The 20,131-nt window shown below is 68.4% G+C and carries 19 protein-coding genes and 1 tRNA gene; 12 read left to right on the top strand and 8 right to left on the bottom strand.

Annotated features, from left to right (window positions below; all coding sequences use genetic code 11):
• Window positions 1–3: 3 nt before the first annotated feature.
• Window positions 4–1,101 (bottom strand): ferritin-like domain-containing protein, encoded by a 1,098-nt coding sequence (locus V4U86_RS25415; protein WP_395308617.1) that lies wholly within the window; start codon window positions 1,099–1,101, stop codon window positions 4–6.
• 137 nt (window positions 1,102–1,238) lie between these two features.
• On the opposite strand from V4U86_RS25415, the gene V4U86_RS25410 reads away from it, so the two are divergent.
• Genes V4U86_RS25410 through V4U86_RS25395 form a run of 4 tightly spaced genes read left to right on the top strand, consistent with a single transcriptional unit; the run spans window position 1,239 to window position 3,760 of the window.
• Window positions 1,239–1,568 (top strand): ArsR/SmtB family transcription factor, encoded by a 330-nt coding sequence (locus tag V4U86_RS25410; protein ID WP_395308616.1) that lies wholly within the window; start codon window positions 1,239–1,241, stop codon window positions 1,566–1,568.
• Window positions 1,568–2,203: a cation transporter gene (locus V4U86_RS25405; RefSeq protein WP_395308615.1), complete on the top strand. Its 636-nt coding sequence runs from the start codon at window positions 1,568–1,570 to the stop codon at window positions 2,201–2,203. The genes V4U86_RS25410 and V4U86_RS25405 overlap by 1 nt, the downstream gene beginning before the upstream one ends.
• Window position 2,204: 1 nt before the next feature.
• Window positions 2,205–2,531 carry a DUF3703 domain-containing protein gene (locus V4U86_RS25400; RefSeq protein WP_395308614.1) on the top strand — a complete coding sequence of 109 codons (327 nt, stop codon included), beginning with the start codon at window positions 2,205–2,207 and terminating at the stop codon, window positions 2,529–2,531.
• 56 nt (window positions 2,532–2,587) lie between these two features.
• Window positions 2,588–3,760 (top strand): Fic family protein, encoded by a 1,173-nt coding sequence (locus V4U86_RS25395; RefSeq protein ID WP_395308613.1) that lies wholly within the window; start codon window positions 2,588–2,590, stop codon window positions 3,758–3,760.
• A 39-nt stretch (window positions 3,761–3,799) separates the two neighbouring features.
• On the opposite strand, the gene V4U86_RS25390 is transcribed toward V4U86_RS25395, so the two are convergent.
• Window positions 3,800–3,873, bottom strand: a tRNA-Gly gene (locus V4U86_RS25390).
• A gap of 63 nt (window positions 3,874–3,936) precedes the next feature.
• Between V4U86_RS25390 and V4U86_RS25385 the strand changes: the two genes are divergently transcribed.
• The 7 genes from V4U86_RS25385 to rfbA all read left to right on the top strand — a co-directional run bounded on the left by V4U86_RS25385 (window position 3,937) and on the right by rfbA (window position 10,142).
• Window positions 3,937–4,374, top strand: coding sequence for a cupin domain-containing protein (locus V4U86_RS25385; RefSeq protein WP_395308612.1), 438 nt, complete (start codon window positions 3,937–3,939; stop codon window positions 4,372–4,374).
• A 27-nt stretch (window positions 4,375–4,401) separates the two neighbouring features.
• Window positions 4,402–4,971: a dCTP deaminase gene (gene dcd, locus V4U86_RS25380; RefSeq protein ID WP_395308611.1), complete on the top strand. Its 570-nt coding sequence runs from the start codon at window positions 4,402–4,404 to the stop codon at window positions 4,969–4,971.
• Window positions 4,972–5,120: 149 nt separating this feature from the next.
• Complete coding sequence (locus V4U86_RS25375) at window positions 5,121–6,770, top strand: DUF7159 family protein (protein ID WP_395308610.1); 1,650 nt, start codon at window positions 5,121–5,123, stop codon at window positions 6,768–6,770.
• Window positions 6,771–6,822: 52 nt separating this feature from the next.
• Window positions 6,823–8,148 carry a cytochrome P450 gene (locus tag V4U86_RS25370; RefSeq protein ID WP_395308609.1) on the top strand — a complete coding sequence of 442 codons (1,326 nt, stop codon included), beginning with the start codon at window positions 6,823–6,825 and terminating at the stop codon, window positions 8,146–8,148.
• A 2-nt stretch (window positions 8,149–8,150) separates the two neighbouring features.
• A complete protein-coding gene (locus V4U86_RS25365) occupies window positions 8,151–8,888 on the top strand; it encodes a maleylpyruvate isomerase family mycothiol-dependent enzyme (RefSeq protein ID WP_395308608.1) in 738 nt (245 codons plus the stop codon).
• Window positions 8,889–8,906: 18 nt separating this feature from the next.
• Entirely contained in the window at window positions 8,907–9,278 is a 372-nt protein-coding gene (locus V4U86_RS25360) for a nuclear transport factor 2 family protein (protein ID WP_395308607.1), read from the top strand.
• Entirely contained in the window at window positions 9,279–10,142 is an 864-nt protein-coding gene (rfbA, locus tag V4U86_RS25355; RefSeq protein WP_395308606.1) for a glucose-1-phosphate thymidylyltransferase RfbA, read from the top strand.
• 3 nt (window positions 10,143–10,145) lie between these two features.
• Here the strand turns inward: rfbA and V4U86_RS25350 are convergent, their stop codons facing one another.
• From V4U86_RS25350 to V4U86_RS25330, 5 genes are read right to left on the bottom strand one after another with little or no spacing between them, the layout of a single operon-like run.
• Window positions 10,146–12,248, bottom strand: coding sequence for a xanthine dehydrogenase family protein molybdopterin-binding subunit (locus V4U86_RS25350; protein ID WP_395308605.1), 2,103 nt, complete (start codon window positions 12,246–12,248; stop codon window positions 10,146–10,148).
• The gene (locus tag V4U86_RS25345) at window positions 12,248–13,237 is read right to left on the bottom strand and encodes an FAD binding domain-containing protein (RefSeq protein WP_395308604.1); all 990 of its coding nucleotides are present in this window, start codon (window positions 13,235–13,237) and stop codon (window positions 12,248–12,250) included. Before V4U86_RS25345 ends, V4U86_RS25350 begins: the two co-directional genes overlap by 1 nt.
• Window positions 13,234–13,755 (bottom strand): 2Fe-2S iron-sulfur cluster-binding protein, encoded by a 522-nt coding sequence (locus V4U86_RS25340; RefSeq protein WP_395308603.1) that lies wholly within the window; start codon window positions 13,753–13,755, stop codon window positions 13,234–13,236. Before V4U86_RS25340 ends, V4U86_RS25345 begins: the two co-directional genes overlap by 4 nt.
• 39 nt (window positions 13,756–13,794) lie before the next feature.
• Window positions 13,795–15,021, bottom strand: coding sequence for a YibE/F family protein (locus V4U86_RS25335; protein WP_395308602.1), 1,227 nt, complete (start codon window positions 15,019–15,021; stop codon window positions 13,795–13,797).
• A gap of 21 nt (window positions 15,022–15,042) precedes the next feature.
• Window positions 15,043–16,341: a pyridoxal phosphate-dependent aminotransferase gene (locus V4U86_RS25330; RefSeq protein ID WP_395308601.1), complete on the bottom strand. Its 1,299-nt coding sequence runs from the start codon at window positions 16,339–16,341 to the stop codon at window positions 15,043–15,045.
• Between the two features lie 122 nt (window positions 16,342–16,463).
• Between V4U86_RS25330 and V4U86_RS25325 the strand changes: the two genes are divergently transcribed.
• A complete protein-coding gene (locus V4U86_RS25325; RefSeq protein ID WP_395308600.1) occupies window positions 16,464–16,862 on the top strand; it encodes a hypothetical protein in 399 nt (132 codons plus the stop codon).
• A 64-nt stretch (window positions 16,863–16,926) separates the two neighbouring features.
• On the opposite strand, the gene V4U86_RS25320 is transcribed toward V4U86_RS25325, so the two are convergent.
• Window positions 16,927–19,938, bottom strand: coding sequence for a (Fe-S)-binding protein (locus V4U86_RS25320; RefSeq protein WP_395312209.1), 3,012 nt, complete (start codon window positions 19,936–19,938; stop codon window positions 16,927–16,929).
• Window positions 19,939–20,131: the final 193 nt, after the last annotated feature.

Here is a 20,131-nt window from a genome sequence, read left to right as displayed (position 1 = left end):
GGCTCAGCCGGCCGCGGCGATGACGTCGTCCACCTCCCGGGCCCGGTCGGCCATCTCGGCATGCGCCTTGTCCAGCGCGTCGGCCTGATCCTCATCGGATTTCATCAACGCGTCGATGTCGGAGGCGGCCAGGTCGAGAACACCCATGTCCGAGAAGGCCTTCTGCACCTTGGTGCCCCACAGCCCGATGTCCTTCACGATCGGCACGATGCGGCTGAACAGGTGGGATCGGAACTGGATCATCAGCGGTGACGTGTCGACCCAGTCGGCACACGCCTGCACGTCGAGGCCGAGGGTCTCGAAGACCTCCTCGCCGCGGAACCGGTCGCGCATCAGGTAGCAGGCCTGCACCACGAATTCTTCGCGCTCGTCGCGTTCGGCGTCGGTCAGCGCGGCGTAGTAGTCCTTCAGCGAGATCCGGCCGAAGGCGACGTGGCGGGCTTCGTCCTGCATGACGTAGGCCAGCACCTGCTTGGCCAGCGAATCGGGTGCCGCCATGTCGCGCAGCACGCCGAACGCGGCCAGCGCGAGTCCCTCGATGAGCACCTGCATGCCGAGATAGGGCATGTCCCAACGGGAATCGCGCAGGGTGTCATCCAGCAGCGAGGTCAGGTTCGAGTTGATCGGGTAGACCATGCCGACCTTTTCGTGCAGGAACCGGGAGAAGGCCTCGACGTGGCGGGCCTCGTCCATGGTCTGGGTGGCCGCATAGAACTTGGCGTCCATGTCCGGGACGACCTCGACGATCTTGGCCGCGCACACCATCGCGCCCTGCTCACCGTGCAGGAACTGGGAGAACTGCCAGGACTGGAAGTGCTGGCGCATCTCGGCGTGGCGGGCCGCGTCGGCGGCCTCCCACATCGGGCTGCCGAACAGCGGGTGGAACTCGTCGGGCAACCCGATGGGATTCATCGGGTCGACGTCCTGTGCCCAGTCGATCCGGGACTGGGCGTCCCACTGTTTGTCCTTGCCCTTCTGGTACAGCGAGAGCAACCGGGCCCGGCCCTCGTCGTACTCCCAGGTGAAGCGGGCATCGCCGGCGCTGGGGAACTCCCGCAGGTACGGGTCCGGCACCGCGGTGTACTTGGTCCTTGTTGACATGATGTCCCGCCTATCCCGCGCAACCCGCGTGGTCATGTGACTCATGTCACAGTCTGGCACCGTCGGGCGCGGACGCCAACGGTAACCCCGATCGATTCAGCCATTTCTTAATACAGAAATCGATGTACTGTTGTCGCATGGAGACTGTTGTGCGGCGGGACGCGCTGGCCCGCTTCGGTTACGCACTGTCGGACGCGACGCGGGCATCGATTCTGTTGAGCCTGCGTGCGGGCGGTCGCTACCCCTCCGACCTGGCTGAGGAGATGCAGGTGTCCCGTCAGATCGTGTCCAATCACCTGGCCTGTCTACGGGGCTGCGGGCTGGTCGTGGCGGTGCCCGAGGGCCGGCGCAGCCGCTACGAACTGGCCGACGCCCGCATCGGTCACGCCCTGGATGATCTCGTGGGGTTGGTGCTCGCGGTCGACCCGAACTGCTGCCCGGTCAGCGGCGACGAGGGCTGCTGCTGATGGCCCTCGAGGTGCCCACGCTTTCGGCCGAGCGACGTCGCCTGCTGTCGAACCGGATTCGGCTGTTCGTGGCGATCACCATCGGCTACAACGTGATCGAGGCCGTCGTCGCCCTGACCGAAGGGGCGCGTGTCTCATCGACGGCACTGATCGGCTTCGGATTGGACTCCGTCATCGAGGTGTCCTCGGCGGCGGCGGTGGCCTGGCAGTTCGCCGGCCGCGATCCCGAGGCGCGCGAGAAGATCGCCCTGCGGGTCATCGCCTTCTCGTTCTTCGGCCTGGCCGCCTTCGTCACCGTGGACGCGGTGCGGACGCTGCTGGGGTACGGCGAGGCTCGGCATTCGGCCATCGGCATCGTGCTCGCCGCGGTGAGCCTGGCGGTCATGCCGGTGCTGTCGTGGGCGCAGCGCCGCGCGGGACGCGAACTCGGCTCGTCCTCGGCGGTCGCGGATTCCAAGCAGACCTTGCTCTGCACCTACCTGTCCGGGGTTCTGCTGATCGGGCTGGTCCTCAACTCGTTGTTCGGATGGTCCTGGGCCGATCCGATCGCGGCGCTGGTCATCGCCGTCGTAGCGGTGCGCGAGGGCGTCGAAGCCTGGCGCGGGGATGTGTGCTGCGCCCAAGGGGTGAACTGAGGTGGCTCGACTCGACGATCAGGCCCGGCGTCGCTACCGGCAGGAGATGGCGGCCGCCCGTGCCGCGGGCACGGCGCAGCGACGATGGCATCACCTGGAGCGCGCGCACATCGTGTCGCAACCCGATCCCTGGCTGCACACCTGCAACCACGCGGCAATGCTGAAACTGGCTGTGACACAGCGCGATCGGCGCGAAGCGGTGGGCCAGGTGCTGCGGTTGATACTGGCCGCGCCGGGATCGCTGACCGGACGCTACCCGGAGGGGAACACCGGCCGCAGGTCGGCGGGTTTGATGACCCCGATGCCGATACCCCCGGAGCTCAAGTGAAGTAGCTCCTGCATTTTAGCTTCACTTAATGACGTAACTGAAGTTAAAATGTCGTGGTGACGTCACTTCGTCCGGTCACCTACGAGGACGTTCGTTGGGAGCCGCAGGGAAGGCGGTACGCGGGCGCGGCGCTGCCCAAGTACGGCACTTATCACCCTGCTCTGCCGGCGAGCATTGCCGATCTGGTCCTCGACTTGCCGCCGTCGGTGTCCGCCGACGCTGAGTACGCAAGTCGTGAGATCACACGTTTCGACGCCGAACTCGGAGGGGAGATCGCCCCGTTTGCCGCAGTCCTACTTCGGTCGGAGTCCGCCGCCAGTTCGCAGATTGAAAACTTGACCGCATCAGCCCGCGCAATCGCCGAGGCCGAGCTACCCGGTGGGAAGCCCAAGCGCAACGCTGAGATGGTCGTTGCCAACACCGCGGCGATGCAAGCGGCGGTCGCCCTGTCCGATTCCGTTGATCCCGACGCGATCCGCGCAATGCACCGCGCCTTGATGGTCAACGAACCGCGTCACACCCCAGGTGAATTCCGTACCGAGCCAGTGTGGATCGGCGGCGGCGCCACCCCGATCGGCGCGACGTTCGTCGGCCCACGTTATGAGGTTATCCCCGACGCGATTGGCGACCTCATCGCATTCGCACACCGCATCGACGTGCCCACGCTGCCGCAGATCGCGGTGGGTCACGCACAGTTCGAAACCATTCATCCCTTCACCGATGGAAACGGCCGAACGGGCCGCGCACTCGTGCAGGCAATGTTGCGCAATAAGGGTCTGACCCGCCAGGTCACAGTTCCGGTCTCGGCCGGGCTGCTGGCCGACACGGACGCATACTTCGCTGCGTTGACCAGCTATCGCGACGGCGACGCCGCACCGATTGTCGAGCGCTTCTCGCAGGCCACCATCTTGGCTATCGCAAACGGGCGCCGGCTGGTTGCCGACCTCCGCGATATCCGGGAGACCTGGAACGACATGGTCACCGCGCGGTCAGACTCGGCGGTCTGGAAGGTTGCCGACTTGTTGATCCGTCGTCCGGTGGTGAACGCCGCACTCTTGGCACGGGAACTGGACATCGAGTCCGGCAACGCTCACCGCTACCTCAAACCGCTCGCCGAGGCGGGAATCCTCATCGAGACGACCAGTGGACCCCGCACCCGGGTATGGCGTTCGCCTGACGTGCTGGCTGCGCTCGATTCTTTCGCCGCACGCGCTGGGCGACGAGGCTGACCATAGCTATGCCCGGAATGGGATGTGCGCTGGCCAGCGTGGAGCCGATGACGGGAATCGAACCCGCGTATTCAGCTTGGGAAGCTGATGTTCTGCCATTGAACTACATCGGCATGTTCGATCAGGAAGGCTAGCATCCGCAGTCGTCGATCGGGCAGGAGCCCACAGGGGGAGTCATGAAACGTCTCGCAGCAGCCACATTCGCCGCCCTGGCCACCGTCGCCGCACCCCCCGCGGCCGCCACCCCCGCCGAGGGGGACGTGGAGCGCACCGACCTGGCCACCGGTACCACCTCCGCGCCGATTGTGATCGACACGCAGGGCCGCCCGACCACCCTCTACGTGCAGGAACTGCTGCTGCACCCGCCGTCGTCGAGCGGGTGGCACACCCATCCGGGCCTGGAACACACCGTCATCACCGGCGGCAGCGTGACCGTCCAGACCGCGCAGCAGTGCGCGCCGACGCCCTATCTGGCCGGCAGCGCTGTCGTCATCCCGGCCGGGGTGCCGCACATCGTGCGCAACGACAGCCCGCACGACGCCAACGCCGTCGTCACCTACACGTTGCCCGCCGACCTCCCGGTCCGCCAGGACGCGCCCGCAGCCTGCCCCTGACCGGCACCCGGCCGCTAGGCTCGTCGCGTGCTGCTCTCCGATCGCGATATCCGCGCCGAGATCGCCGCGGGCCGGCTGGCGCTGGACCCGCACGATGACTCCCTGATTCAGCCGTCGAGTATCGACGTCCGCCTGGACAGCCTGTTCCGGGTGTTCAACAACACCCGCTACACCCACATCGACCCGGCGCAGCGCCAGGACGATCTGACCAGCCTGGTCGAACCCAAGGAGGGCGAGCCCTTCGTGCTGCACCCCGGCGAGTTCGTGCTGGGCTCGACGCTGGAGCGGTGCTCGCTGCCCGACGATCTGGCCGGCCGGCTGGAAGGCAAGTCCTCGCTCGGGCGGCTCGGACTGCTGACCCACTCCACGGCGGGGTTCATCGATCCCGGCTTTTCCGGGCACATCACCCTGGAGCTGTCCAACGTCGCCAACCTGCCCATCACTCTGTGGCCCGGTATGAAGATCGGCCAGCTCTGCCTGCTGCGACTGACCAGCCCCGCCGAGCATCCGTACGGCTCCTCGGTGGCCGGCTCCAAGTACCAGGGGCAGCGCGGGCCGACCCCGTCGCGCTCATATCTGAACTTCGTCAAACCCTGAACCCGCGTAGGGTTTGTTACGTGCCTTAGCTGAGCCCGCCGGCTGTAACGGGGGCGGCACGCGAAGCGATGAAGTATCTAGTCGCCGGTTTGTGTCGCGAGGTCGGCAACGGCGAAAAGGGCGACATAGCAAACACTTTGGAGGGGCAAGTGGACATCGTACTAGGTGTGTCGCTGACACCTACGACGGTCCGCATGGTGCTGGTCGAAGGCGAGAAGGGCGACGGAGCCACCGTCGACCACGACGTCTTCGAGGTGACGGAGACCGGCGACGCAGCAACCTCGGCGGCAGCCGAACAGGTGGTGCAGGCAGTACTCGGCACCCGGGAGAGCGCCGAAGCGGGCGGACACCATCTCAAATCGATCGGCGTGACCTGGACCGATCACACCGAGGCCGCCGCGCTGCGCGACGCGCTGGCCGCCCACGACATCAACGACGTGATGCTGGTGTCTGAGCTGCACGCCGCCGGGGCGCTCGCGCAGGCCGCGGGCCGCGCGGTCGGCTACAGCTCCACCGGCCTGCTGTTCCTCGACCGCGACACCGCCACCCTGTCGGTGGTGGACGGCGCCGACGGCTCGGTGGTCAAGGTGCTCAGCCGCAGCCTGCACAGCGCCGATGCCATGGCGGTCCTCGCCGAGATGGCGCACGCGGTCGCCGGGCAGGACACGCCCCCGGACGGATTGTTCGTCGTCGGTTCCGGCGTCGACGTCGCCTCGGTGAAGGCGCACCTGGCCGATCTGGTCGCCATGCCGGTGAGCGCACCCGAGGAATCCGGGATGGCGCTGGCACGCGGCGCCGCGCTGGCCTCGGCGAGCGCCCCGATGTTCGAGGCATCCACGGTCGGCCTGGCCTACTCGCTGGATCCGGACGGTCCGACCGCCGGCGCCCTGCTGGCATCCGCGGACACCCAGCTCGCGCCGGGCGCAGTGCCGACCTACGGCCCCGACTACGGCGACGTGCCCGAGAACCTCGCAGGCCTGGTCGACACCCCGCCCGCCGACGAAACCCGCAAGCCGTTCCTGCTGGTGGGCAGCGCGATGGCGTCGATCTTCGTGGTCGGCGTGGTGGCGCTGGCCGTCTCACTCGCGGTCAGCATCCGGCCGACGGCCGATGAGCGTCCCGCCCCGGCTCGTGCGGCGGTGGCGCCCAGCGTCCAGGCGCCCGCCCCGGCGCGGGTACCCGAACCCGAGGCGTTGCCGGTGCAGCCCGCCCCGCCACCCGCGGCCGCCGAGACCATCAAGGCGCCGATCCCGGTCGTGCAGCAGGCGCCACAAGCCCCGCCCCGCCAGGTGTATGTCGAGGCGCCCGCCCCGCGGGCCCCGGCTCCGGCCCCCGCCCCGGCGGCTCCCGCGCCGGCGCCCGTCCCCGTCGCCCCGGCCCCGGTGCCAAACCCGGTCCCGGCGTGGACCCCGCCGGTGGTGCTGCCGCCGCCGGTGATCGTGCTGCCCCGACCGCAGTGGCCGGTGTGGCGTCCGCCGTGGGAGCAGAAGCCGCCCAAGACCCAGACCCCGGACTATCCCGACTATCCGAATCAGCCGGGCTACCCGAGTTACCCGACGCCGCAACAGCCGCGACCCACCCAGCAGCCCAAGCCGCAGCAGCCGCAGCAGCCGCAGTGGCCGCAGTGGCCGGGCAGCGGAAACGGCGGAAACGGCTCCGGTGGAAGCGGTTACGACGGATCACGCGGCGACTCCGGGTCCCGGGGCGACTCCGGTGGCCGCGGTGAGTCCGGCGGTCGCGGGGGAGGCCAGGGCAGCGGCGGCCCGGGCGGCAACTGCTTCCTGATCTTCTGCAACTGACACCTGGTCCGCGGATTCGGCTACCTTGGCCTGAAGTGAGGCAGGGAGCGCGATGAAACAGGGCCCGGTTCAGCACCGCATCCATTGGTTGGCCATGCACGGATTCGTCCGGGGCATCTCCACCCTGTTCGCCCGCCGTGGTGATCCGCAGGGCCGGCTCATCACCGACCGGGCGATCCGCGCCGATCCCGTCCCGTTCACCGAGGAGCTGCGCGCCCGCGGTCCCATCGTCAAGGCGCGCGTCGTCTTCATGACCGTCGACCACAAGATCTGCAGTGATGTGCTGCGCTCCGAGGACTTCCGGGTGATCGCCCTGGGCTCCAACCTGCCCAAACCCCTGCAATGGGTGATCGACCGCACCAAACCCGATGTGCTGCACCCGCTGCAGCCCCCGTCGATGCTCTCGGTCGAGGCGCCGGACCACACCCGCTACCGCAAGCTGGTGTCCTCGGTGTTCACCACCCGCGCCGTCGCCGCGTTGCGGGACCGGGTGCAGGACACCGCAAATCGGCTGCTCGACGACCTGGCCGACGCGCCCGGCACCGTTGATATCGTCGAACGCTACTGCGGGCAGCTGCCCGTCACCGTCATCGCCGACATCCTCGGTGTTCCCGAAGCCGACCGGCACCGGGTCCTGCAGTTCGGTGAGCACGGGGCCGCCAGCCTGGACATCGGCCTGCCCTGGGCCGAGTACCAGAAGGTCAGCGCCGCGGTCCAGGGCTTCAACGACTGGTTGTCGACGCATCTACAGGAACTGCGGCGCAACCCGGGCGAGGACCTGATGAGCCAGATCATCCGGTCCTCGGAGGCCTCCGAGGAGCCGCTGACCGACCGCGAGTTGGTGGCCACCGCGGGGCTGGTGCTCGCGGCCGGCTTCGAGACGACCGTCAACCTGCTGGGCAGCGGGATCCGGCTGCTGCTCGAACATCCCGAGCATCTGCAGACCCTCGCCGAGCGGCCCGAACTGTGGCCGACCGCGGTCGAGGAGATCCTGCGGCTGGAATCCCCGGTGCAGCTCAGCGCCCGCATCGCGGCCAAGGACGCCGAACTCGGCGGCAGGCACATCCCGGCGGGGTCCGGCGTGCTCGTCTACATCGCCGGTGCCAACCGCGACCCGAACGTCTTCACCGACCCGCACCGGTTCGACATCGAACGCGACAACGCCGGGCGGCATCTGTCCTTCTCCGGGGGGCGGCACTTCTGCCTCGGTGCCGCGCTGGCCCGCGCCGAGGGCGAGGTCGGTTTGCGGACCTTCTTCGAGCGTTACCCCGACGCCCGGCTCGCCGGCCCCGGCATCCGGCGCGATACCCGGGTACTGCGTGGGTGGTCCAGCCTGCCAATCGCCCTCGGCGACAGCCAGACCGCGCTACGGTCGTAGGCGTGGACTTCCGAGCCGCCCTGCTCGAGCAGACCAGAAGCTTCGGCGAACTGATCCGCGGCGCCGACCCGGCGACGCCGGTACCGACCTGCCCGGAGTGGACCTTCAAACATCTGCTCCGTCACGTCGGCCGCGGAAATCGCTGGTGCACACAGATAATCGCGGATCGGCGCAACGAACCGCTGGACCCGCGCGAGGTGCCCGGCGGGAAACCACCCGAAGACCTCGACGCCGCCATCGACTGGCTCAACGAGGGCGCGCAGACGCTCATCGACACCGTGGAGCGGATCGGTCCGCACACCAAGGTGTGGACCTTCGTCGGGCCGCACATCCCCGGATGGTGGATCCGCCGCCGGGTCCACGAGCAGACCGTGCACCGCGCCGACGCGGAACTGGCGCTGGCCAACGAATTCACGCTGCCCCCCGACCTGGCAGCGGACGGTGTCAGCGAATGGATCGACCTGGCCACCGCGCGGCAGACCCCGTTGGAACGCGGCCAGACACTGCATCTGCACGCCACCGACGAGGGACTCGGGCCCACCGGCGAGTGGACCATCGTGCACGACGAGGACGGCATGTCCTGGTCGCACGCGCACGGGAAGGGGGACGCCGCGGTGCGTGGCCGGGCCGTGGACCTGCTGCTGGGCATCACCCGCCGCCGTACCGCCGCCGAAGCCGGGCTGGAGATCTTCGGGGACACCGCCGTCTGGGACGGCTGGTTGACCCGCACACCGTTCTAGATCTCTAAGGTTGCAGTCATGAGCACCTCCGAAATCGCGACCGTCCTGGCTTGGCACGATGCGCTCAACGCGGCCGACTACGACACGCTGCTGAAGCTGTCGAGCGACGATGTCGAGATCGCGACACCCGACCGGGCCGCCCAGGGACATCAGGCGCTGCTGGACTGGGCCCAGCAGCCGGGCCGGGGCAGCGCCGAACCCGGCAGGCTCTACGTGCACGAGGGCGTCGTGGTCGCCGAACAGACGCTCACCGGCGACGACGGGCAGACCGCCACCGCCGCGTCGGCGTTCCGGGTGGTGCACGACCACATCACCTCGGTGTTCCTGCACAGCAGCCTGGACGAGGCGCTCGCGGCGACCGGACTCACCGAACGGGACCTCGACGCTTAGATGCGCGGCATCATCCTGGCCGGGGGATCTGGCACCCGGCTGCACCCGATCACCCGGGGGATCAGCAAGCAACTGTTGCCGGTGTACGACAAACCGCTGATCTACTACCCGCTCTGCACGCTGATGATGGCCGGTGTCCGCGACATCCAGATCATCACCACCGGCCACGATGCGCCCGCCTTCCATCGGTTGCTCGGTGACGGTTCGGAGTTCGGTATCGATCTGACCTACGCCGTGCAGGATCAGCCCGACGGCCTGGCCCAGGCCTTCGTCATCGGCGCCGACCACATCGGCACCGATTCGGTGGCACTGGTACTGGGCGACAACATCTTCTACGGCCCGGGTCTGGGCACCGGCCTGCGCCGGTTCGAGAACGTCAGCGGCGGCGCCATTTTCGCGTACTGGGTGGCCAACCCCAGTGCCTACGGCGTGGTCGAGTTCGACGCGGACGGGCAGGCGGTGTCCCTGCAGGAGAAGCCGCCCGCACCGAAGTCGCACTATGCCGTGCCGGGCCTGTACTTCTACGACAACGACGTGGTGGAGATCGCGCGGTCGCTCCGGAAATCGGCGCGCGGCGAGTACGAGATCACCGAGATCAACCAGACCTACCTGGAGCAGGGCCGGTTGTCGGTGGAGGTGCTGGCCCGCGGCACCGCCTGGCTGGACACCGGCACCTTCGACTCCCTGCTGGATGCAAGCGATTTCGTGCGCACCATCGAGCAACGGCAGGGCCTGAAGATCAGTGCCCCCGAGGAAGTGGCGTGGCGGCTCGGTTACATCGACGACGACCAGCTGGCCGCGCGGGCACAGACACTGGTCAAGTCGGGCTACGGGTCCTACCTTCTGGAGCTGCTGCAGCGCTGAGGATCAGGGCAGCCCGGCCAGCACCTTGTCCAAGGTGACCGGCAGGTCCCGCACCCGCACGCCGGTGGCATGATGCACCGCGTTGACCACCGCGGCCGCCGCCCCGACGATGCCGATCTCACCCGCACCGCGTGACCCCACCGGGTTCAGGTGCTCCTCCACCTCGTCGAGCCACATCGCCTCGATATCAGCGACATCCGCGTGCGCACTGAAGTGGTAGGTGGCGAGATCCTGGGTGACGACGTGCCCGAACCGCGGGTCGCGCACGCTCTCCTCGTGCAGCGCCATCGACAGACCCATCGTCATGCCGCCGATCAGTTGGGAGCGCAGCGTCCGGGCGTTGATGGCCCGCCCAACCGAGAACACCCCCAGCATCCGGGGCACCCGGATCTCCCCGGTGTCCCGGTGCACCCGTGCCTCGACGAACTGCGCGCCGAACGACTGCACGGTCACCTTGTCGGCATCCGGATTCTCCGGCGCCTCCGCGGTGGTCGTGACACCGACGGCGGGGGAGTCACCGTGATCGTGGCGGAACTGGTTGACCGCTGCGACGATCGCCGACCCCCACGACGTCATACCCGAGGAACCGCCGGCAACCGAGGCCGGGGGGAGATCGGTGTCCCCGATCTGCAGATCGACCGCGGACGGGTCGCAGCCCAGTGCGTCCGCGGCGATCTGGGTGAGCGTGGTCCAGGTGCCGGTGCCGATGTCGGCCGCGCCGATGTGCACCGCGTACCGGCCCGGCCCGGTGCAGGTGACCCGGGCCGCGTTGCCCGGCATGGCCATTCCCGGATAGGTGGACGACGCCACCCCGAACCCCACATACCAGTCGCCAACCAGCCGGGTGGCGGGCCGAGGATCGCGCTCGTGCCAGCCGAACCGCTGCGCCCCGGTGCGCAGGCATTCCACCAGATGCCTTGCCGACCAGGGTTTCCCGGTCTCCGGGTCGACCTCGGGTTCGTTGCGGATCCGCAGCTCGATCGGGTCGATGCCACAGCGTTGCGCCAGTTCGTCCATGGCCACCTCGGCAGCGTAGGTCCCCGGACATTCACCCGGTGCGCGCATCCAGAACGGCACCGCGACGTCGAGGGTGGCCAGCCGGTGCGAGGTGCGCCGGTTGGGTGCGGCGTACATCTTGCGGGACGTCACCGCGGTCTGCTCGGCGAATTCCTTCACCGCGGAGGTCTGTTCGATGACATCGTGGGCGAGCGCCGTGAGCCGCCCGTCCCGGTCGGCACCGAGCCGGATGCGCTGGATGGTCGGGGTGCGGTAGCCGACCAGTGCGAACATCTGTTGGCGGGTCAGCGCCAGTTTGACCGGCCGCCCGCCCGCCCGTGTGGCGGCCATCAGGGCCAGCACGTCGTGGGCGTGCGGGGCACCCTTGGAACCGAACCCGCCACCGACATGCGGGGCCACCACCCGGAACTGCTCGGGCTCCATCCCGAACAGTGGGGCGAGCGTCTTGCGCACGACGTGCACGCCCTGGGTGGAGTCGAACATCGTCACCCGGTCGCCGTCGCCGACGGTGCTCCACCGCGCGATGCAGGCGTGCGGTTCCATCGGATTGTTGTGTTCGATGGGGGTCGTGTAGGTCTCGTCGACGGTGACCTCGGCGGCCGCGAGCGCGGCATCGACGTCGCCCTCGTCGGTGTCGCTGTCGTAGTCCGGGTTGACCGATTCAGGCGTGTAGAGCGTGGGGTGGTCGGCGGTCAGTTCGGCATGGTGCGGTGACTCCTCATACCCGACGGCGACCAGAGAGGCGGCCTCCCTGGCTATTTCGGCGGTGTCGGCGACCACCGCGCCGATGATCTGGCCGCGGAAGTGCACCTGGGCGTCCTGCAGGATGGCCAGTTCGCCGTCGGAGTCGTCGGCCAGCTTCGGGGCGTCGAACACCGTCAGCACATCATGTACGCCGCGGGTGGTGGCGGCCACCGCGACATCCATCCACGCGACGCGGCCCCGGGCGATGGTGGACTGGATCGGATGCACATAGGCGGGGTGCTCGACCTGCTGTTCGAAGGCATACGGCGCGGTGCCGGTGACCTTGGCCGGCCCGTCGCGGCGGGCCAGGGGGGTGCCGATCGCGTGCGGTTCCAGCAGCGTCATCACAGCCCCCGTTCGGTCAGCATGCGCAGCTGGGACACCAGGGTCCGTCGGGTGAGTTCGACCTTGAACTCGTTGCCCGGCAATGGTTGCGCGTCGGCGAGTTCGGCCTCGGCGGCCGCGGCGAATGCCTGCTGGTCGGCGACCGCGCCGACGAGCACCTGCTCGGCGCGGCGGGCGCGCCACGGTTTGTGGGCGACACCGCCCAGCGCGATTCGTGCGGTGGCGATCCTGCCCGCCGCGAAGGTCAGTTCCGCGGCGACGGACACCAGCGCGAACGCGTAGGAGGCGCGGTCGCGTACCTTGCGGTAGTCCGAAACCGCCCCGGCCGGCGGCGGCGGCAACTCCACCCCGGTGATCAGCTCGCCACGTTCCAGCACGGTGTCGTGGTGCGGTGTGTGGCCGGGCAGGCGGTGCAGGTCGGCGGCGGGGACGCGGCGTTCGCCCTCCCCGTTGTGCACCAGGACGTCCGCGTCCAGGGCGGTGAGGGCGACCGCCATGTCGGACGGGTGGGTCGCCACGCAGCTCTTGGACGCCCCCAGGATCGCGTGGTAGCGCACGTACCCGCCGATCGCCGAGCAGCCGCTGCCGGGCTGGCGTTTGTTGCACGGCGTGGTGACATCCTGGAAATAGACACACCTGGTGCGCTGCAACAGATTTCCGGCCGTGGTGGCGGCATTGCGCAACTGCCCGGACGCGCCGGACAGCAACGCGCGGGACAGCATCGGATAGTGCGAACGGATCAGCGGGTGGGCCGCCAGATCGCTGTTGCGCACATTGGCGCCCACCCGAACCCGACCGTCGTCGGTCAGCGTGATGTCCGACAGATCGAGACGGCTGACGTCGACGAGCAGATCGGGTTGTGTGACACCAAGTTTCATGTGGTCGACCAGGTTCGTGCCACCGGCCAGATAGACCGCGTCGGGGTGGCCGGTCAACGTGGTGACCGCATCGGCGGGGCTGGTGGCCAGGTGGTATTCGAAGGCCTTCACGACAGTGCCACTCGCCGGATCGCGCTGACGATGTTGGGGTAGGCCGCGCAGCGGCACAGGTTGCCGCTCATCCGCTCCCGGATCTCGTCATCGTCGAGTTCGGGGCTGGCTTCCAGATCGTCGGTGACGTAGCTGGGGGAGCCGGCCTTGGCCTCGTCCAACATGCCAACCGCAGAACAGATCTGACCGGGGGTGCAGTAGCCGCACTGGAATGCGTCCTCGTCCTGGAAGGCCTGGGCCATGTCGTGCAGATGTTCACCGTCACCGAGCCCGGCGGCCGTGGTGATGTGCGCGCCGTCGGCGGCCACCGCGAACGTCAGGCAACTGGTCATCCGGCGGCCGTCGACCAGGACGGTGCAGGACCCGCACTGACCGTGATCGCAGCCCTTCTTCGGCGCGGTCACCCCGAGATGTTCGCGCAGCGCGTCGAGCAGGGTGACGCGGTTGTCCACGGTCAGCGAACATCGTCGGCCGTCGACGTCCAGGGTCAGGTCAGAGGCGTGATTGGGCTGGGTCACGCTGGGCGGATACCCGAGGGCAGTCGCCGCGAAACGGTGTCAGCGTGGCGCGCCCCGGGTGGTGGAGAGCACGGCGGCGATCGCGGTCGTCAGCGGGACCGACAGGGCCAGGGCGATACCGCCGACCGCGGACCGGGCGATCTCGATCGCGACGCTCTCGCTGACCAGCACATCGCCCAGGGAACGGTTGGCCACACTGAACAGCAGCAGCAGCGGCAACGCGCTACCGGCATAGGCCAGCACCAGGGTATAGACGGTGCTGGCGATGTGGTCGCGGCCGACGCGCATGGCGCCGAAGAACACCGCGCGCCGCGAATCGCTGTGTTCGGCGAGTTCGAACGCGGTCGACGCCTGCGTGACGGTGACGTCGTTGAGCACGCCGAGCGAGCCGATGATGAATCCGGCCAGCAACAGCCCGGTGATGGACACGCCCCCGAGATAGGTGGCGACCGCGTTGTTCTCCTCCTCGGACAGCCCGGTCAGGTGGGTCAGTTCGATCGCCGCCCAGGACAGGACGGTGGCGAGGATCAGCGAGGTGAGGGTGCCCAGCAGGGCGGCGCTCGTCCGCAGGCTGACGCCGTGCGCCAGGTACAGCACGGCGAACAGGATCAGTGAGGAGGCCACCAGCGACACCGGGATGGCCGCGGCCCCGTCGCGCAGGGCGGGCAACATGAACACCACCAGCACCCCGAATGCCACCACGATGCCGATCAGTGCGCGGAGCCCGCGCCAACCCGCGATGGCGACCACCACCACCGCGAATGCCGCGGCCAGCGCGGTCAGTGGCCAGGCGCGCTCGTAGTCATAGAACGAATAGGCCGTCGTCCCGGTGGGATCGACCGCACGGGTGACCCGGATGTCGTCACCGACCATGAGCTGCGGCTGGCCGGGGCCACCGCTGAACTCCAGCACGGTGTAGGCGCCGGCATTCGGGCCGGACTCGATGCCGATCAGCGACTGGGTGCAGTGCGCGTCGGCACCGGCGGTGGACGCCGGCGGGGCTGTCAGCACGACGCCGACCGAGGCGCCGCCACACTGGGCGGCACTGCTGGACAGCACATGGCCGGCCTCGGTGCTGACGCTGCCGCCCGCGGAGTTCTGGAACGGCAGGGGGATGTCGACCTTCTGCTGACTCGGCCACAACCAGGCCGCTCCGGCCAGCGTCGCCACCCCCAGCGCGATCAGCAGGCCGACCACGATGCGGGCCGCCAGCGGACCCAGCGGGTTCGGTCCCGAGCTGAGCGAGTGCGAATGTGAGTGCGCCACCGGCACAGCCTAGATCGGCCGCTACTGCCGGTAGCTCACCAGGAAGTTGCCGAGCCGCTCGATGGCCGCCGCCAGGTCGCGCGCCCACGGCAACGTCACGATGCGCAGGTGATCCGGTGTGGGCCAATTGAACCCGGTGCCCTGGGTGACCAGGATCTTCTCCTGCAGCAGCAGGTCGAGCACCAGTTGCTCATCGTCGTGGATGTCGTAGACCTCGGGGTCCAGGCGCGGGAACGCGTACAGCGCGCCCTCCGGTTTCACGCAGGACACCCCGGGGATCTCGTTGAGCTTGGTCCAGGCGGTATCCCGCTGCTCGAGCAGCCGTCCGCCCGGCAGCACCAGATCGTCGATGCTCTGATGGCCGCCGAGCGCGACCTGAATCGCATGCTGGGCAGGCACATTCGGGCACAGGCGCATGTTCGACAGCAGGCTGATGCCCTCGATGAAGCTGGTGGCGTGTTCCTTGGGCCCGGTGATGACCAGCCATCCGGAGCGGTAGCCCGCCACCCGGTAGGCCTTGGACAACCCGTTGAACGTCAGGCACAGCAGGTCCGGCGCCAACGTGGCCAGGCTGATGTGCTTGGCGTCGTCGTAGAGAATCTTGTCGTAGATCTCGTCGGCCAGCAGCAGCAGCTGGTGCTTACGGGCGAGCTCGACCATCTGCTCAAGGATCTCGCGGCTGTACACCGCCCCCGTCGGATTGTTCGGGTTGATCACCACCAACGCCTTGGTGCGCTCGGTGATCTTGGATTCCAGATCGGCGATATCGGGGTTCCAGCCCTGCGTCTCGTCGCACAGGTAGTGCACCGGGGTGCCGCCGGCCAACGCCGTCGACGCCGTCCACAGCGGGTAGTCCGGCGCCGGGATCAGCACCTGATCGCCGTTGTCCAGCAGTGCCTGCAACGTCATGGTGATCAGCTCGGAGACGCCGTTGCCCAGGTAGACGTCGTCGACGTCGAACTTGGGGAAGCCCTCGACGAGCTCATAGCGGGTGAATACGGCGCGCCGCGCCGGGATGATGCCCTTGGAGTCGGAGTACCCCTGCGCATACGGGAGGGCCTGGATGATGTCCCGCATGATCACATCGGGGGCCTCGAAGCCGAACGGGGCGGGGTTGCCGATGTTCAGCTTCAGGATGCGGTGTCCCTCGGCTTCCAGCCGCGAGGCCTGCTCGTGTACCGGGCCGCGGATTTCGTAGAGAACGTCCTGCAGCTTGGTCGACTGCGCGAAGGTCCGAAGCTTCGGCTGGCTGCCGGTATGCCAGGCCTTATCGGGCAGCTGATGGGTACTCACGGGCTCCAGTGTCCCACGATGTGGCAAACCGATTTATCGCGGCGAGAACACGATTCTGCCGAGACTGGAGAAAAACGGCTGCGCATCCGCCTTTTCGGCGTGATCCGGTGCTACCTTCCCCAATCACTATGACGCTTATTACACGTGCGGTGGGTGCGGGGTCCGGGATGCTGGCCGCGGCCGGGTTGGCGCTCTCGGTGGGGGCGGGGGCGGCGCACGCCGACCCGCCGCTGCTCAACGGCAATTTCCTCGGCGGTGATGCCGAGAACCTCTGGACCATCGCGTCGACCTGCGCACCGGCCGGCTGCACCGGAACGGTGAGCAGCAACCAGGGTTGGAGCAGCCCGATGACGTTGCAGGACGGCCGCTGGTATTTCCTCGTCACCAAGCCGGACGGATTCATCTGCAGCGACGGCAGTTTCGCCCCCGTGGTCGTGCACATGTCGGTCGACCCGGTGACGCTGCGCGGTGTGCTGTCTGCGGACTCGAACGGCACCTGTCCCGGCGGTGTCACCAGCGCCACACCGTTCCAGCTGAAGCCGGTCTAGCGCAAAAAATTTGCGCACATTCCGCAACGGTGAGCGTTACGGAATGTGCGCAAATCGAGGTCTGTCAGCGCTTCCCCGGCCGGCGGGCGCCCTTGGCGATTCCCAGCCCCTTCACCGGGGGCTCGTCGCCGACGACGCGGTCACCGTTGGACGACGGGGCGGGCTCTGCGGCCGGTTCCGGCTCGGCAGCAGCTGACGGCGGCTCGGTGGCCGTCGACTCGGGCTCGGCCGGGGCCGCCGGAGCAGCGGCCTTGGGGGCGGCCTTCTTCGCACCCGGGCGACGCGCGCCCGCGGCGATACCCAGACCCACCACCGGCGGTTCGGGCTTGGCCGGTTCGGCCGGAGCCTCGGCGGCGGCCGGTGCCTCGGCGGGAGCCTCGGCAGCAGGCGCGGCCGGGGCGGCAGCGGCCGGGGCCGCCTTCTTCGCGCCGGGACGCTTGGCGCCGGCGGCCAGGCCCAGACCCTTCACCGGGGCCGCCGGAGCGGCGGGTGCGGCCGGGGCAGCCTCGGCGGCCGGTGCGGCAGGCGCCGCCGCGGCCTTCTTGGCGCCGGGACGCTTGGCGCCGGGACGCTTGGCGCCGCCGGCGATCCCGAGACCCTTGACCGGCGCGGGAGCAGCGGCCTCGGCGGCCGGAGCCTCCGCGGCAGCAGCCGGGGCGGCCTTCTTGGCACCGGGGCGCTTGGCGCCACCGGCCATGCCGAGTCCCTTGACCGGTGCGGCGGCGGCCGGTGCGGCGGTCGCGGCGGGCGCCGCAGGAGCCTCCTCGACCTCCTCCACGACCGGAGCGGCCGCGGCGACCTTGACTTCGGCGGCCTCGCGGGCCTCCGCCCGCTTGGCGGATTCGGCTGCCGCAGTGCCCTTTTCGGGCAGCGTGTACAGGCTGGTGTCCAGCGAGTTCAGCAGCAGCTGGGCGACGTCGAGCACCTCGACCTTCTCGATGTCGCGGGTGGCGGCGACATCGTCGACACCGTCGGTGATCATCACGCGGCAGAACGGGCAGCCGGTGGCGATCGCCGAGGCGCCGGTATCGATGGCCTCCTCGGTGCGCTCGGTGTTGACGCGCTTACCGATGTGCTCTTCCATCCACATCCGGGCACCACCGGCGCCGCAGCACAGACCGCGCTCGGCGTGCCGGGGCATCTCGGTGAGCTTGGCGCCGGCCGCGCCGACGAGCTCACGCGGGGCCTCGTACTCCTTGTTGTGCCGGCCGAGGAAGCACGGGTCGTGGTAGGTGACCTCCTGGTCGACCGACGACACCGGGATCAGCCGCTTGTCCCGGACCAGGCGGTTCAGCAGCTGGGTGTGGTGCACCACGGTGTAGTTGCTGCCCAGCTGCGGGTATTCACGGTTGATCGTGTTGTAGCAGTGCGGGCAGGTGACGACGACCTTGCGGTCGACGGCCTCCACGCCCTCGAACAGCTCGTTGATGGTCTCGACGTTCTGCGCGGCCAGCTGCTGGAACAGGAACTCGTTACCGGCGCGGCGTGCCGAGTCGCCGGTGCAGGTCTCCCCGGTGCCCAGCACCAGGAACTTCACCCCCGCGGTGGCCAGCAGTTCGGCGACCGCCTTGGTGGTCTTCTTGGCGCGGTCCTCGTAGGCGCCGGCGCAGCCGACCCAGAACAGGTACTCGAAGCCGTCGAAGGAGTCCACGTCCTCGCCGTAGACGGGGACGTCGAAGTCGACCTCGTCGATCCAGTTGGTGCGGTCCTTGGCGTTCTGGCCCCAGGGGTTGCCCTTGGCCTCCAGGTTCTTGAACAGCACACCGAGCTCGCCGGGGAACTCGGATTCGACCATCACCTGGTAGCGACGCATGTCGACGATGTGGTCGATGTGCTCGATGTCCACCGGGCACTGCTCGACGCAGGCACCGCAGTTGGTGCAGGACCACAGCACGTCGGGATCGATGACGCCGCCCTGCTCGGCGGTGCCGACCAGCGGGCGCAGCGCCTGCTCGGGGCCCGAGCCCAGGATGCGTTCGAAGCCTGATTCCGGGACGTGGTCGTGCGCGTGCTTCTGGTCGTGCTTCTCACCCAGGACGTTCTCGCCGAGACCACCCTCGGGCGTGTTCTCCAGCGGGGATTCCTTCTCGCCCAGGATGTAGGGCGCCTTCGCGAACATGTGGTCGCGCAGGTTCATGATGACGAGCTTGGGGGACAGCGGCTTGCCGGTGTTCCAGGCCGGGCACTGCGACTGGCAGCGACCACACTCGGTGCAGGTGGTGAAGTCGAGGTAGCCCTTCCAGGTGAAGTCCTCGATCTTCCCGCGACCGAACACCGCGTCCTCGGCGGGATCCTCGAAGTCGATCGGCTCGCCCTTGTACTCCATCGGGAGCAGCGGGCCGAGGCCGTCGGGCAGCCGCTTGAAGGTGACGTTGATCGGGGCCAGGCCGATGTGCAGGTGCTTGGAGTGCAGCACGATCAGCAGGAAGACCAGCATTACGCCGATGTGCCCCAGCAGGGCGATGGTCTCGATCCACATGTTGGCCGTGGCGCCGAGCGGGGCCAGCAGAGCGGCCATGCCATCGGACAGGAACGCGCCGGATTGGTAGGGGAACTCCTCACCGAGCACGTTGACCGCGGCACCGCGGAACAGCGCGTAGGTCAAGATGACCAGGAAGATCATGAACAGGATCTCCCACGCGCCACCGGTGTGCGAGCCATAGAAGCGCGAGTCGCGGCCGATCTTCTTGGGTGCGCGGACGACGCGGATGATCGCGAAGACGACGATGCCGATCAGCACCGCGAGTGCGAAGAAGTCCTGCAGGAAGCCCAACACCGGCCAGCGGCCGACCAGCGGGATGTGGAACTCGGGGTCGAAGAGCACACCGAAGGCCTCGACGTACACCGAGCCCAGCACGAAGAAGCCCCACATGGTGAAGAAGTGCGCGATACCGGGGATCGACCATTTCAGGAGCTTCGACTGCGCGAAGACTTCCTTGTTCTGGTTCAGGAAACGCGTGACGATGTCGTCCTTGCGGCCGCGTTCGTCACCGAGCTTCTGTCCTGAGCTGATCAGTTTGGTCAGCCACATGACGCGCTTTGCGGCGAAGAACAAGACCACGGCGGTCGCCAGCATGGCGATGACCAACCTGGCCACTTCGAGTGTGTGTTGCACCGCGTGCCTCCCCGAGGGTTAGTTACCAGCCAGTAACTTGAGTATGGTTACTCACGAGTAACTTAGGCTAGTTGCCTGCTCATAGTTACATCACCGTTTGAGGCATTGCTAGCAAGGCTGACCTAACTAGCCGGTTGGTTGTCAGTTGAACCGA

It is taken from the genome of Mycobacterium sp. AMU20-3851 (assembly GCF_043974665.1).
Classification (GTDB): Bacteria; Actinomycetota; Actinomycetes; order Mycobacteriales; family Mycobacteriaceae; genus Mycobacterium.
This window is presented reverse-complemented; position numbering and strand designations above follow the sequence as displayed.

What these genes read in the sequence shown, in the direction of transcription:
- V4U86_RS25370 (WP_395308609.1), top strand. Translation starts at nt 6,823, where the DNA reads ATGAAACAGGGCCCGGTTCAGCACCGCATCCATTGGTTGGCCATGCAC.
- V4U86_RS25320 (WP_395312209.1), bottom strand. Translation starts at nt 19,938, where the DNA reads ATGCTGGCGACCGCCGTGGTCTTGTTCTTCGCCGCAAAGCGCGTCATG.
- V4U86_RS25385 (WP_395308612.1), top strand. Translation starts at nt 3,937, where the DNA reads ATGAAACGTCTCGCAGCAGCCACATTCGCCGCCCTGGCCACCGTCGCC.
- V4U86_RS25360 (WP_395308607.1), top strand. Translation starts at nt 8,907, where the DNA reads ATGAGCACCTCCGAAATCGCGACCGTCCTGGCTTGGCACGATGCGCTC.
- V4U86_RS25405 (WP_395308615.1), top strand. Translation starts at nt 1,568, where the DNA reads ATGGCCCTCGAGGTGCCCACGCTTTCGGCCGAGCGACGTCGCCTGCTG.
- rfbA (WP_395308606.1), top strand. Translation starts at nt 9,279, where the DNA reads ATGCGCGGCATCATCCTGGCCGGGGGATCTGGCACCCGGCTGCACCCG.
- V4U86_RS25410 (WP_395308616.1), top strand. Translation starts at nt 1,239, where the DNA reads ATGGAGACTGTTGTGCGGCGGGACGCGCTGGCCCGCTTCGGTTACGCA.
- V4U86_RS25350 (WP_395308605.1), bottom strand. Translation starts at nt 12,248, where the DNA reads ATGACGCTGCTGGAACCGCACGCGATCGGCACCCCCCTGGCCCGCCGC.
- V4U86_RS25415 (WP_395308617.1), bottom strand. Translation starts at nt 1,101, where the DNA reads ATGTCAACAAGGACCAAGTACACCGCGGTGCCGGACCCGTACCTGCGG.